This window comes from Asaia sp. As-1742 (assembly GCF_011753235.1).
Taxonomy (GTDB): domain Bacteria; phylum Pseudomonadota; class Alphaproteobacteria; order Acetobacterales; family Acetobacteraceae; genus Asaia; species Asaia bogorensis_B.
This window is the reverse complement of record NZ_VWWA01000005.1, coordinates 93350-107514: the sequence shown is the minus strand read 5'-3', so window position 1 is coordinate 107514 and position 14165 is coordinate 93350. Positions and strand designations below refer to the sequence as shown.

Annotated in this window: 9 protein-coding genes and 1 tRNA gene; 3 read left to right on the top strand and 7 right to left on the bottom strand. The window is 57.3% G+C overall.

What is annotated here, in order from left to right:
* Nucleotides 1-36: 36 nt before the first annotated feature.
* Nucleotides 37-110 (bottom strand) — tRNA-Ile (locus tag F3J08_RS09795).
* A 277-nt stretch (nucleotides 111-387) separates the two neighbouring features.
* Here F3J08_RS09795 and F3J08_RS09790 point away from each other — a divergent pair.
* From F3J08_RS09790 to F3J08_RS09780, 3 genes are all read left to right on the top strand, one after another.
* Nucleotides 388-705 carry a SelT/SelW/SelH family protein gene (locus F3J08_RS09790; RefSeq protein WP_166929646.1) on the top strand — a complete coding sequence of 106 codons (318 nt, stop codon included), beginning with the start codon at nucleotides 388-390 and terminating at the stop codon, nucleotides 703-705.
* A 151-nt stretch (nucleotides 706-856) separates the two neighbouring features.
* Entirely contained in the window at nucleotides 857-1378 is a 522-nt protein-coding gene (ppa, locus tag F3J08_RS09785) for an inorganic diphosphatase (protein WP_122038918.1), read from the top strand.
* Between the two features lie 212 nt (nucleotides 1379-1590).
* Entirely contained in the window at nucleotides 1591-3060 is a 1470-nt protein-coding gene (locus F3J08_RS09780; protein WP_122038919.1) for a carbohydrate porin, read from the top strand.
* A 66-nt stretch (nucleotides 3061-3126) separates the two neighbouring features.
* Here F3J08_RS09780 and F3J08_RS09775 read toward each other — a convergent pair whose 3' ends face one another.
* The 6 genes from F3J08_RS09775 to F3J08_RS09750 form a co-directional block, all read right to left on the bottom strand.
* Nucleotides 3127-4302, bottom strand: coding sequence for a glycosyltransferase (locus F3J08_RS09775; RefSeq protein ID WP_240149278.1), 1176 nt, complete (start codon nucleotides 4300-4302; stop codon nucleotides 3127-3129).
* Between the two features lie 208 nt (nucleotides 4303-4510).
* Nucleotides 4511-5413, bottom strand: coding sequence for a hypothetical protein (locus F3J08_RS09770; protein ID WP_370458710.1), 903 nt, complete (start codon nucleotides 5411-5413; stop codon nucleotides 4511-4513).
* A 153-nt stretch (nucleotides 5414-5566) separates the two neighbouring features.
* Complete coding sequence (locus F3J08_RS09765; RefSeq protein WP_166929640.1) at nucleotides 5567-8551, bottom strand: glycosyltransferase; 2985 nt, start codon at nucleotides 8549-8551, stop codon at nucleotides 5567-5569.
* Nucleotides 8496-10253, bottom strand: coding sequence for an SEL1-like repeat protein (locus tag F3J08_RS09760; RefSeq protein ID WP_166929639.1), 1758 nt, complete (start codon nucleotides 10251-10253; stop codon nucleotides 8496-8498). The genes F3J08_RS09765 and F3J08_RS09760 overlap by 56 nt, the downstream gene beginning before the upstream one ends.
* 30 nt (nucleotides 10254-10283) lie before the next feature.
* Nucleotides 10284-11738, bottom strand: coding sequence for an HlyD family type I secretion periplasmic adaptor subunit (locus F3J08_RS09755; protein WP_166929637.1), 1455 nt, complete (start codon nucleotides 11736-11738; stop codon nucleotides 10284-10286).
* A 3-nt stretch (nucleotides 11739-11741) separates the two neighbouring features.
* The gene (locus tag F3J08_RS09750; RefSeq protein WP_122038994.1) at nucleotides 11742-13907 is read right to left on the bottom strand and encodes a peptidase domain-containing ABC transporter; all 2166 of its coding nucleotides are present in this window, start codon (nucleotides 13905-13907) and stop codon (nucleotides 11742-11744) included.
* Nucleotides 13908-14165 lie beyond the last annotated feature (258 nt).

The following is a 14165-nucleotide window of genomic DNA, read 5'->3' as shown; positions in this document are numbered from 1 at the left end:
GCTCGAGTGCGCTCCTCATAGGAGCGTAAAAACCCCTGCGCCCGGCAGGACTCGAACCCGCAACCAAGCCGTTATGAGCGGCCTGCTCTAACCAATTGAGCTACAGGCGCACAGGTTGTGCAGGAAATCGCGCAATTCGGCCCCATTTGCAAGACGACATGACAAAGAAATCAGTGCATTCATCATTTTGCACATCTCTCCAGGCCCCATGAGCCAGATCAGGACGGGCATGAGCACCAGTGATCATGTAATCGGCTCCCCCCAGACATCCCGCAAATGTGCACGCAGGCAGGATGCGGTTGACGGATACCCTGCCCTCTCCTCCTGTCTCGCGTTTCCACGCAGACCCGATAATCTGACACCCCGATCATAGAAGGGACGACAAGGATGCAAGAGGCTGATCCAGTACAACCCGAACCCAGATTCCCTGCCGACAGGGTTCGCATCACCATACGTTATTGCACCCAGTGCAACTGGATGTTGCGTTCCGCCTGGATTGCACAGGAGTTGCTGCAAAGTTTCGGCACCGATCTGGGGGAGGTCGCGCTCGTCCCGGATACGGGAGGTCACTTCAGCATTATGGCGGGTGAACACCTGATCTGGGAACGCAAGCGCGACGGGGGATTCCCTGGCCCGAAAGACATCAAGCAGCGCGTGCGCGATGTCATCGCCCCGGAGCGCGATCTGGGCCATATCGATCGCTGAGTTACCGATGCAAAGGCAATTCCTGTTGAGTCCGGGCAAACCGTGGCGAATAGAACAATATAGTCAGTACATAACGTTACGGCATCTGTGCAGGCGGACACCAAGACGCTAGGATGTGGGGATCAATTCACTCCCACCAGGACATGTAGTAATGGACGTCAGCAAGATCTCCCCCGGCAAATCCGTTCCCGATGACATCAATGTCGTGATCGAGATCCCGCAGGGCTCTTCGGTCAAATATGAAGTGGACAAGGAGAGCGGCGCCGTTTTCGTCGATCGCTTCCTTTTCACCCCGATGTACTATCCGGCCGCCTACGGTTTCATTCCGAATACGCTGGCTGCAGATGGCGACCCGGCCGATGCGCTGGTTCTGGCGCCGGGGCCGATCGTTCCGGGTGCTGTCATTCGCGCTCGCCCGATTGGCATGCTGAAAATGGAAGACGAGAGCGGACAGGATGAGAAAATTATCTGCGTGCCTCACGACAAGATCCACACACAGTATACCGATGTGAAGACGATCAACGATCTGCCTGAGATCACACTCAAGGCCATTGGGCACTTCTTTGAGCGTTACAAGGATCTTGAGCCGAACAAATGGGTCAAGGTCTCGGGCTGGGAAGGCCCGGAAGAAGCCAAGAAAGCCATTCTCGCCGCTCTCGATGCGGCCAAGTAACAGCCTCTCGCTGTAATAAACCGTGACCGGAAAGACACATCGTCTTTCCGGTTTTTTAATTCAGCGCGCAACAAGCCGAATCTGCTCTTCCATGCCATTGCCAAATCTAAATTAGATGTAATAAAAGAGTCATGTTGGGATAAGGAACGAAATGCCTCATCCCGGAAAGTCACGGAACCTCGCGTTTTTCATCCGACTGGCGGATTGCCCTCATGTCTCTTCCCCGTATCTCCCCCAAGGCGCTGGGTGTCGTCACCACAGCTCTCGCTACCCTCGCTGCCATGCCGTCAGCCCAGGCGCAGTCGCCTCTGGCTGGGGGTGCGCCCAACGGCACAGGCCTTGCACCTTCGGTGCGTGTCTCGAGCCCGATCGGCACAGTCAATTTCCAGAACTCGTCCGTTCCCCCCCTGCCCCATCCGGAAGCCATTTTCGATGATCCATGGGGATGGAACACCTGGCTGCGCCAGCATGGTGTCGCGATCCTTCTGGATACGACCAACGAATTCGCAGGTGCCATCACGAGCCCGACCAAAGGTCTGGGCCTGAGACAGGGCAGCAGCAATGCCGGCCAGTACGGCTTTGAAAACGATATCGACTGGGAAAAGCTCGCCGGTATTCGCGGCTTCTCGACCCATGCCGTGTTCGTCGGCCGTTACGGCATTCCTGCCAGCCGCATGTTTGGTGACAACCTGAACCCCAGCCAGGAAATCTATGGCGGTGGCGGTAACGTGGTCGTTCACCTTGTCTATATCTACGGTGAAGAAACGCTGTTCAATGGTCACCTTGACATTGCCGCCGGTCGTATTCCGCTGCTGACCGACTTCTCGTCGAACCCGCTGTACTGCAACTTCATGAATAATGCCTTCTGCGGTAACCCGAAGGCTTCTTCTGACAATACCAGCCATTCATCCTACCCGGATTCGAACTGGGCGGCGCGTGTCCGTGTTCGTCCGTCGCAGTACACCTACCTGCAGGCCGGCGTTTACTTCAACACGATGGGCATCTACGGCGTGCAGCAGATGCGCACGGGCTTCAAGTGGAACGGCGCGGATATCAACGGCGAGGCCGCACCGGTCGAGTTCGGCTGGGAGCCGATCTTCGGCAAGGACAAGCTGCCGGGTCACTACAAGCTTGGTGGCATTGTCGATACGGCACCCCATCCGGACGTGCTGTATGATATCAACGACAATTACTGGGCTGTGACGGGTCAGGCCCGCAAGGTCCATAACAATTCGTGGTCGGCCTACGCTCTGGCCGATCAGATGATCATGCGCCACAAGGGCAATGGTCCCGACGCCGGTATCACCCTGCTCGGCGTGTTCTACAACAACTCGCCTGTGACCCAGACCCGTGAACGTCAATACTCGGTGGGCGTGCTCGACCGTGGTTTCTGGAAGTCGCGTCCGCTGGACGCCTGGGGTGTGAACTTCAGCTACATCCAGGTCTCCAAGAAGGTGAAAACCGCTCAGGAAATCCAGCAGAGCCTGGGTTATCAGACCCTCCTGAACGGTTCGTTCTTCCCGCAGACCAACGGGATGGTCATCGAAGCGATGTATCAGATCCGCGTCTGGCGCGGCATCACCTTCGCCCCGGATTTCCAGTACTTCATCCGTCCGGGTGCCCAGCAGGGCCTGAAGGATGCAGCAACACTCGGCTTCAAGTCGCACATCGAAATCTTCTGACACGCTACAGCCCCCGCCACGCGGGGGCATATGCTTGCAGGCTTTATGACCGCCCTGATTGCCTCATCAATTCACGATGGAGGAAATCAGGGCGTCGTAGTTTTCAAGATAGCCCTGCAGGGACAGGTTCTGCTCGGCATAGCGGCGTGCCTGCTTACGAAGACGCCCCGCCAGCCTGCGGTCCTCCAGGATCTCCAGAACCGCATCCGCAATACGATCCGGCTCCAGAAAAGGCGCCAGCAATCCGGTCGAACGATCGGTAATGAATTCCTCAACAGGTGCGGTCTGGCTGCCTACAATGGCGCATCCTGTTGCCATGGCCTCACGCAGCGACCAGGAGGCGACAAATGGATAGGTCAGATAGACATGGGCATCTGAACGCCGCAGGGTGAGACGGAACGTGTCATAATCGATCTTTCCAAGAAAATGCACACGCTCGGCATCGATACGTCCGGAGACCTCCCTGAGGAAGATATCACGCCAGCTGCCAGCATCCGCAGGCGGTGGGGCCCCATAGCTCGTTCCGTCCCCTCCAACCAGAATAATGCGGGCATCGGGACGCTCATCGAGAATACGAGGCAACGCCCGCATAAAGCTGTGAATGCCGCGATAGGGCTCGAGGTTACGCGCCACAAAGGTCACGAGCTTGTCTGAAGGACAAATGATATGAGGGCCGATTGTGACGTTACGCCGGAAAACACCTGGGTCCGGAGTGCAAAGGTCGAGATTGACGCCCTCACGCAACAGATTGATACGGCTCTGAGCCCAGTCCGGGTAAGTTTCCCTCTGGAACAGCGTGGGCGTCTGTCCGTGCTGGTTGAGATTCAGGGCAAGAAGATTGATGGCATTCTTCACGCGAACGTTCGGTGACAGTTCAGGACGAGGCGGGAATTCCGGGTCAAAATCCACATCGTTCCGGTCGGTATGATAAAAGAATTCGAAGTAACCAAGTATTGGTACATCCGGATAGACATCGACCAGGTTCAGTAATTCACCCCAGCCATGATGACCAATAATGATGTCGGGCGTATAGCCCAGCCCCTTCAACGTCTGGGCTGCCCGCGCGACGGCCTCAGCGCGGCTGAGTCCCATCTCCAGTTCCCGCAGCGCAGGATGGGTTCCGGGCGAGACAACACGGTCCTGTCGATACAGAACGCGCCGCACTCCGGGCAAATATCCTTCATTGGCCTCAGAGATGAAAACGATCTCATGATCGCCCTGCTCATGAAGATGCCTGACCAGATGGAGGAACTGACCGGGAAAATTCTGATGCACGAACAGGAAACGCACGACGAAATAGCCCTCTGATTGGCTGAAGAAACGGCGGTGCCACTCTGGCGGCGGGCGTGCGGAAACGCCCGCACACCTATGATACGTCAGACCGCACAGGGACAGGAAATCACGGAAAAAAAGAGCTCCGATACCTGCGGGTATCGGAGCTGCCATAATGTCAGGCCTCGGCAACCTTACGCTTGACCGCCGGTTTTTTGGCGGATTTTGAGGATCGCTCCTCACGGGACGATGAATCCTTCCCGGTATCGCGAGGCAGAATTTCAAGATGAAAAGCTTCGAGCGGCGCGAGCGACTCGGCTTCGAGTGTCACACCACCGGCGACGGGGCCAATACGCGTTCCATCAGTAAATGTTGCTTCGATGGATAGGTCGTACTTCTCTTCAGCACCATTCTTCAGGCGTGCGCAGAGCCCCAGAATAGGAAGCGCCATACCCCGCGATCCGCAATATTGACCAGCCTCCGCCCAAGGAGAAAGCCAGCCTTTTCCCAGAACCGCCTGGTATTCGATGTCTACAGGCGCAACGAGCGACTGCGGTGCAATCCCGAAACCCTCGATCCAGTTCTGGCTTCCGGGTTCGCCCATCCATTCACCGATCTGGGCGAGAACATCGCCACGACGCTGGATATGTGCCGCGAGTTCAGGCTTGAAGTCAGGCGCTGAAGCAGGGACCGGCGCTGCGGCCGCCCCTGTAGCAACCTGCGCCGCCGCCGGCGCCGCGGCGGGCGATGCCGCAACGGGATCGCCAGACAAGCGCGCTACCTGAATACCAGGCGCCGGCAACGTACTGTCAGGCGCCTGGTAGGTTGTCACCATGACCTGAGCGGGTCCGCGAGCCACACGCACAAGAGCTGCACCTGCGCCAGCACCGTGGCTGCTGCTGATAATACCGTCATCTTCGAAGGTTTTGATGGTGACGATACCGTTTGGCATGTTCGGCGCCTGGGTGACAGTCACCGCGGGATAGCCATTGACACTCTGGACTGCGTTTTCAGGCGGCAGAAACACACAGAAGAGGCCAGCGTCAAAGGTCATCAGGGAAGCGTGGACCTTAAGCTGCACGACCTGCTCCGTCCCTGAAGAACTCGCGGAATTAGACATTTATATCAACCCATCTTTGATTTGTGTGTGCAACGGAAAGCTTTGCACAATGTGGCTAAAGAATGCTCCAAAGGAATAAATTCATGTATATCATTATAAACTACTCAGTAAAAGCTATATCATTTGATGTGAAAAATGTAGCAAGACATTACTCAGTAGAGAGAGTGGCATTCCGAGCGGCACCACTGTGCCTCTGCGCTCTCTCTGTATTCGCTCTGACTGCGCGCCCAAGTCAAAACTCACTGCAGGCAAGCGCGCATTCCACAAATTCGACAGGGCAAAGCACCATGTTTCCGGCCAGATAGAGGGGATAAGACCGATATCACACTCACACGACTCGATAAGACTGACGGCCTCTTCTTCCCGATACTCTCCCAGCACCTGCACATGGCCTGTCGCTATGAGCCGGTCATCGTCAATGGTATATCCAGCCACGATGTAGTCGATGGGCAGATTACGACGCGCTGCATCTTCAGCAAGCTGAAGAACGATCTCATATCCTTTTTCGCGCCCGATAGCACCGGGTATGCATATACGTCGCCTCGTTCCATCAAGAGGCCTTGGTGATTTCAACGCAGGATAATCACCTGATTCGAGTGGCTGCAGCGTGATTTCAAGGCCGGTGAAATGCCGTTTGAAACGCCTTTGCAGATCGATTGAGCCGGCAATCACCTCGCGGGCACCACGTAGTATCCGGTCTGATTGTGCCACAAGCTCAGCAACCGTCAGGTCGCTCTCAATCAGCGCACCCTGCTGGGCTACGCAGGCTTCGCAGCCAGCAAGCGCAGGTTCACCGCAATAACGGTCATTGGGTCCTACCAGGCAGATACGTGGGCAGAACCAGATATAGTCGTGCAGGAAGATATCCCATTCCAGATCGAGCGCCGCCGCCAGATCACGCATGACCGGTGCATGGCCAATCAGATGGTGCCATTCGATGCGCTCTGCCTTCATCCGTCGAAGGACGGAAATAAAATCAAGCCATTCCCGTGGGAGATCAAACACAAGATTGACGGTATCACCGCCACAATCTTCTATCCGGCACCCTCTCTCGTGAGGGCGCAGAACAAGAACCTGTTTCTTCTCGCGCTCAGCCTGCCGACGCCGCTCATCGATCACACGTTCGACCCCGCCACCGGAATCGTGTGTAACGATGATGAGACATGAAGACGCAGACTTTCGGCGCGCAATCATGCGGACAAGGCCGGCATTCCGGCGCAAAAGACGAAACGGGTCTTTTTCAATGAAAGCCGCGACACGCTCGTCATACCCGGGATGCAGTATGTTGAGCATGCGCAGATTACGTTCAAGCAGGAGACTACGTGTGCGACCGAACGATACCGTGCCGACATGTCTGACAAACAGGTCTGTTGCCGCTACATGGCGCCAGCCCAGCGCAGACGCACGACAACAGAAATCGTTCTCCTCGCCATAACCCTGGGCAAATATTTCTGCATCCAGAAGCCCTGTCTGTGCAAGACAGTCACCCCGTATCGCCATGCAGAAACCATTGCCTGTTGGCAGGTCCACAAGTCCTGATTTCGGCAATGAGCGGAAAATACGATCTGTCGCCAAAGCCAGACGGCGATCGGGAACAGGATTGGGTCGTGAAACCGAGGGATAGGAGAGAATGCTTGCGTCGTTCGAAAAGGGGGTCACTGTCCCGATAGCCCGATCCCGATCGAGCCAGGCTCTCAAGCGATTAATCCCGCCCTCAGGGATGATGGCGTCATTATTGAGCAGAATGACGTCACGCCCCTCCGCACGGAAGAGCCCGGCATTGGCACTGACGGTAAACCCGCGATTATACGCATGGCGAATGAGCGTTATATCGCCTCGTGCGGCAAACTCATCGAGCATATGGCTGAGGGCAGGCTCAGGAGAGCAGTCATCGACGACCAGACATTCCAGATCCTCGCTTTTGTCTGCCAGAACGGCCTCGATGCACTGACGGGTCAGGAGATGATCGCGATAGACAGGGATGATGACGAGACATCCAGGCGTGCGCCGCTCCCCCACCCTTTCATCTGCAAAAGCAGCCTCTCCAGCCCTGGGCAACCCGATATTGCCCCCACTGTCGATACCACCCTCAAGCAGGGTAATAACGGTTGGGCCAAGCGGGCTCCCTGTAAGAGGCTGACCATAACGGTCATAGAGACGGATCTCTCCTTGCGGCAACTCGTCCAGAGCTATTGAAAAATGGCGCGGACGTGCCAGCGGTTTTTCAAGCAGCGTGCCCTGCTCAAGCCGGGTAGCGAGCAGTTCAATCCGCGTTTCACCTGCCTCGACCATGACAGGGGGTGAAAAATCCGGGTCGGCCGGATACCAGATCCAGCCGTCGAGCGCATGGCCTCGCACAGAGACGAAGCCCTGCATCTGGCGTATCGACCGAAGATCGATCGGCGCGCCGTAAAGCAGCTTGCCTTCACAACTGACGCTCAGGGTCGAAGATTTCTCCCAGACTGCCGGCAGGGTGAAAGGTAAACACTGATTTGATGCGACGACCTCGCCGTCGAGCCAGATCGTCACCGGGCCATGAGCTTCGCCGTGCAGCACGCCTTCATTGCTGGTGGCGCACCATCCCGGCGCGCCCGATTGCACAGTGAAAAGCCTGGTCCAGGGGAGCACTTCCTCCGCCGGTGCATAACACGAAAGCATCTTGCCAAAAATGGCGACGGCCTCATCAGTGCGGCCAAGATGCGAGAGCGCTATCGCCTGCCCGACATATGCCTTTCGCATGACAAAACGTCTTGCGATCCATGCAAATCGTCGGGATGCCTCTTCCCATCTTGCGCCTGAGAGAAGCGCCATGCCGTAGGCGAAGATGACATTCGGATCATGATGGGCCATGCGTGCCGCACGTCCCAGCCAGTAAAGCGCTGCCGGGATATCTCCGGCGTTCGAAGCGTCAGTTCCCCTTCGATAGGCATCCTGAGCTTTTGAATCGTGCCATCGCTGCCAATCCGCACGATCTTTCGCGGTGACCGTATGGCCATAGCCCGACTGAACAGGCGGCGGGCGCCGGGATGACGGCTGGCGCCCCTCAGCCACGTCCACCCATGCGTCGCTCGAGTTTGGCGAGTTCGGCTGCGGCATCATCGACACCCTGCGCCTGAGCGCGTTCGAGCCAGATCCGTGCTTCCACCGGGTTTACCTCACCAGCAAGACCACGTTTCAGGTAACGCCCAAGCATCAACTGACCCAGCGCATGCCCGCGCTCGGCAGCACATCTGAACCAGTATTGGGCCTCATGGCGATCGACAGTGACATCATGCCCACCACCCAGCATGGCCCCTGCCGAAAACATGGCATCAACATATCCCTGTCTGGCTGCCTGACGGTAGAGATCCAGCGCGCGCGGATGATCCTTACCCTGAGGCGCACGCCCGGATACAAGAATCTGTGCAAGCAGCGTTATGGCCTCGGACATACCCGCCCGAGCAGCACGATCGAGCCAGTCGAGGGCCATTGCCATGTCGTGGGGGACACCTCTTCCCTCAAGATACATGCGCCCAAGCCAGTACTGCGCATTCACCACGCCATCTGCCGCGCGCTGCATCCACAGGGCGGCCTGGGTATCATCGCGACCGATCCCGACCCCTTCGGCATAACACACGCCCAGATTAAAGGCCCCCACCAGATCGCCGCTCTCTGCTGCCTGAAGGAAACGCTGGCGCATCGCTTCACGATCCTTCTCGGACCCGATACCCGTCAGCGCCAGATTGCCAAGGTCTGCATCGGCCACCCTGTCTCCACATTCGGCTGAGACGCGGAACCATTTTGCCGCCGCATCCGGGTCGCGCTTTACCCCCGTCCCGGTGAGATAGAGCAGCCCGAGACCACGCGCAGCCGCGCCATGTCCAAGCTCTGCGGCAATCTGGTACCAGGTGGCTGCCTCAAGATAATTCGGCGCCATCTCCTCGCCGCGGATATGCAGGTCACCCAGCAGCGCCGCTGCTTCCGAATCCCCTCCCATGGCAGCGCGGCGGAGCCAGGTTTCCGCCCGATCCAGCCGACGGGCCACACCTTTGCCCTGCAGGAGATAAAGAGCAAAACGCGTCTGGGCCTGTACGACACCCCGTTCAGCCGCTTTTTCGAAATAACGGGCCGCAACTGAAAAGTCGGTTGGCTGCCCTATGCCCTGTTCACTGATCCAGGCCAGGAAATAGAAAGCGGTTGCAAGCCCAGCGCGGGCTGCAAGCTCCAGTTCAGCGGTCCCACGTGCAACATCGTCGTCCGATTCCGGATTGGTATGAAGCGCCATACCCAGCCCGAGATGTCCCTGAGCCGAGCCAGCCGCCGCAGCCTTCTCGTACCAGCCACGCGCCTCGAGCGGATTGCGCAGATCGTCAGGCCCATTGGTCAGGACGTAAGCAAGCAGTGCCTGGGCGTCAGGCTGGCCTTCATCGGCTGCAAGGCGGCTCCAATAGGCTGCCTTGCGTAGGTCAGGAATCCGTTTCTGATCCCGCGTATCGACAAGGAGAGAGGGACGGTTTTCGTCGAAACCTTCGGGAAAACCGACAAGGTACAGCGTACCCAGCATAAGCCGGGCCTGAACATGTCCACTCTCGGCGGCCTTGCGCATCCACTTCGTACCATCTTCCAGACTGGGTGGCGTGCCCCAGCCTTCGAGATAGGCCTTGCCTATGCGATATTGCGCCTCAACATTTCCCTGTGTCGCCAGAGGGCCGAGCAGGGCAAATCCCTGCACGGCATTTTCGCCGGACTCGATTTGGGTGATCGCATGCCTGAGTCTCGCATCACGCGAGACGATCGATGCGAGACGTGATTTCAAAGCCACCCTACTCTCCTCCGGGCAAGTCCAACCCGTTCAGTTTGGCTCACGCATACCATTCGACATGGCAGGGATGACCTTGCTGAACAGCCACTGGATCATCGTGCGTTTACCCACCTGGATGTCGGCCGATACAGACATGCCTGGCGTCGGATGGAAGAAGCTCGGCACGCCATGAAGCGTATAACGGTCGATGCGCAGGCGAACACGGTAATAACCATTCTGCGAAGGATCCTCGTCACCAGCCGCCATCTGCCCCATCGCGCCGCTTTTGGCATCAGCTGCCGTGAACGCGTCAGCACTGATGAGACGTACAGTTCCTTCTGCCCCCCCATATTGCGTGAAAGGAAAGGTTGCGAACTTCAGCAGGGCATGGTCCCCAAGCTTGACGAAACCGGCATCGTTTCCTCTGAGAACCGCCTCGACCTCAAGCGCCGCGCCGGTCGGAACGATCGACATCAGAACCTGGGCAGGCGAAATAACCGACCCGATCGACAGCTTGGCAATATTGAGAACCACGCCCTCATCGGGAGATCTGAGAACGATAAGCTTGTTGCGCAAGGCCGCCTTTTCATAATCACCTACAGCTTCATCCAGACGATGCTGAACCTCGGCGATCTGGGAATAGACCTGCGCCTTCCAGTTCTGCACATAGGCATCGCGCTCTGCCTGCGTTGCAGCGAGCTTGGATCTGGTTGCTGCGGCTGTCTGCTGGGCCTCGATCTGCGCTCTTTCAGATTCCATCAACTCGCTTTGCGCTGCCAGGGTAGAAAGCTTGCTTCCAACCTGATCAGCCTGCAGACGGCGGCGCATCTGAAGAACCTCGTTCGCCACGCGCCCGCGGCTCTGATGCATGGCGGCACTGGCGAGGGAACCATTGATCTGGCTCTGAAGCGCCGCAATCTCCTGATCGAACTGACTGATCTTGGCCGTGTATTCAGCCTTGCGCCGGGCATACGATGCCGCCTCTCTGGCCGCGTTGCTGTCGTTCAGATCAGGCGTGTAGTTTGTTCCGTCCGCCTCTGCATGAAGGCGCGCCACAGTTGCCTGATATGAGTCACGCTGAGCTTTCAGATTGACGAGATCCGCCTTCGTGATGGTGGGATCCAGATGCGCCAGCACCTGGCCCTTTTTCACGTATTGACCGAGCTCGACATCGATCGAGCGGATGATGGACAACTCCATCGGCTGGATAACCAGGTTGTTGTTCACCGCAACCAGCCTGCCGGGTGTGCTGACAACCTTGTTCAGCGGAAACACCGCAGCCGCAACCAGCCCTGCGATGAACAGGGCCCCAACCAGCCAGATGATATGGCGTGCAGATGCCGTAGGGGGCATATTGACTAACGCCGCACTCGGCGAATGGAATTCCAGTAGAGCCAGAGGCAGCCCCTGAGGTGAAAACGGATCGTCAGCCTGCCTTGGGACGTGCTGCTGGATTTCCGTGCTTTCCTCTTGCCCGTTTCCGGGAACAATATCCTTGTCGCTCATGGCTTATTCCTCATCCATCAGCATGGGATCGTCATTCTGATCGGTGTTCTTTTTATTATGGGTGCCGTGTTCGTGACGGTTCTGCTGCATCCAGAGCATGCGATAGATTTCGCAGCGTTCGAGCAGCACGTTGTGCGGCGCCACGTCGACAACCTTGCCTTTATCCATGACGCAGATCTGATGACAGTCCACCAGCGAGGAAAGGCGATGGGACACGATGACCATCGTACGCCCCTTGCCGATCCGCTGCAGGTTGGCGTTGACCAGCGCCTCACTTTCGGGATCCAGAGCCGATGTCGCTTCATCAAGGATCATCAGTTTCGGGTCACTGATCACGGCGCGGGCAATGGCCAGCCGCTGCCTCTGACCACCCGAGATGTTGGTTGATCCTTCCTCGATAGGCGTATCGTACCCGGCGGGCATACGGTCGATGAATTCCTCGGCACCGGCAAGACGAGCTGCCCTGATCACGTCATCCATGGTGTAGCCAGCTCGACCGGCAGTGATGTTGTCCCTCACCGTGCCGCGGAACAGGAAGTTGTCCTGGAGCACGACGCCGAAGGAACGGCGCAGATGACTGAGATTGATCTCGCGCAGTTCCACCCCATCGAGACGCAGGTAGCCCGTATAACTGCGACTTACCCCCTGAAGCAGACGAGTAACCGTGGATTTTCCGGAACCGGATCGACCAACCAACCCCAGCATGGTGCCAGCAGGAATTTCGAAATTGACGTTGTTGAGCGCCTTGATCGATGTTCCGGGATAGCTGAAATCGACCTGGGCAAAAGAGAGCGCACCCTTGATCGGCGGCCGAAGACCCGAAGTAAGCGCCTTGGTTTCGGTCGGCTGGTTCAGCACAAGCCCCGCCTCACCAAGCGACGTCATAACCTCGTTTACATCCTCGAGGATTTTCGCGAGCCCCACCAGAGGCGCCGCCACACGGCTACCCAACATCATGAACGCCATGAGTGCGCCGGGCTGGATGCTGCTCGACCCCGTCAGGATCAGATAGGCACCAACAAGAATGATGCCGCGATTGATGAACATGTCGAGCGGCATGACCAGCGTGCTCGGCCAGTTCTGCATACGCCCCGCAGCCAGCTTCCACCGGATGACTTCGGCCGTAGTCTCATCCCATTTCTCGCGACGTGTCGGTTCAAGAGCCAGCGTCTTGACGGTACGAATACCGGCAACCGTTTCATAGAGAATGGAACTGCGGTCCATCTCCGCCTGAACCATCTTGTTGTAAACACGCGTCATCGGGGTGAGGAAGATCACGATGATCAACCCGATGAGGCCTGCGCAGGCAACCGTCATCCAGGCCAGGGTCGAGCTCATCCAGAACAGGATAGGCAGGATGACTATAAGCGTGAACATATCGAGGAAAGTCGACATGAGCTTGCCGGTCAGGAAGTCACGCACCCTGTAGATTGCCATATAGCGGCCAAGGATACGCCCCGTCTGCTCGCGCTCATAAAACTCGAGAGGCAACGCAAGAAGGCGGCTGAATGCGTGAAGCGAGATACGTGTGTCGACGCGCGTCGTCATGACAAGCGTCAGTTCACGGCGCCCATAGGTCAGCAACGTCTCGTAGAAGCTCAGGATCAGCACGATTGCCGTGATTGAGACCAGGGTCGACATCGAGTGGTAATTCACCACGCGGTCGAGCACCTGCATGACAATCATGGCAGGGAATATCTGAAGTACCGACAAAACCATGGATGAGAACAGGATGTCACGCAGCGACTGCTTTTCGCGCAAGACGACACGCACGAACCACATCAGGTCAAAGGGTGCGTCTGCCTCTGAAAGGTCGCGGCGACGCTTGACCAGCAGGATATCGCCGGTCCAGACCTGCGTGAGCCTGAGTTCATCCACCGCAACAGGAACGCTGCCTTCATCTCCCAGCGGGTCGCGAAGCCAGACGATGTTCTTGTCGGGATCTGCCCGCACCATCAGGGCTGCAGAACCATCACGAAACATCAGAACAATCGGCGGCGTATTCTGCATGCGAACAAGATAGCGCCACTTGATGCGCATCCCCTTCGCTACAGCACCATTCTCGTTCAACCATCTTGCCAATGAAGCTGGCGAGGGTGAATCTTCCCCCGGCTCAGCCACAAAGTCACGCATATCAAGGTCAAGCCCGTGATACTTGGCAGCAGCCATAGCGGCGCGCAGTCGGATATAGACGGGATTTTGGGTTTCGCTGTCCGCAGCGACGCCATCACGATGCTTCACGAAGCTTCCTCTTGTGTTTCACTAAGCCGCTCAGACTTCAGGACGCCCGAATAGCGCGAATACCCCTCCCCCTGTCGAGCGAGAATTTCGTGTTTTTATCATAAGTCATAGAAATCGCTGAACTCGACACGAGATCTCTACATATTCTGGAACTGTTACTATGTAAATTCCAAACGAACTCGCGAA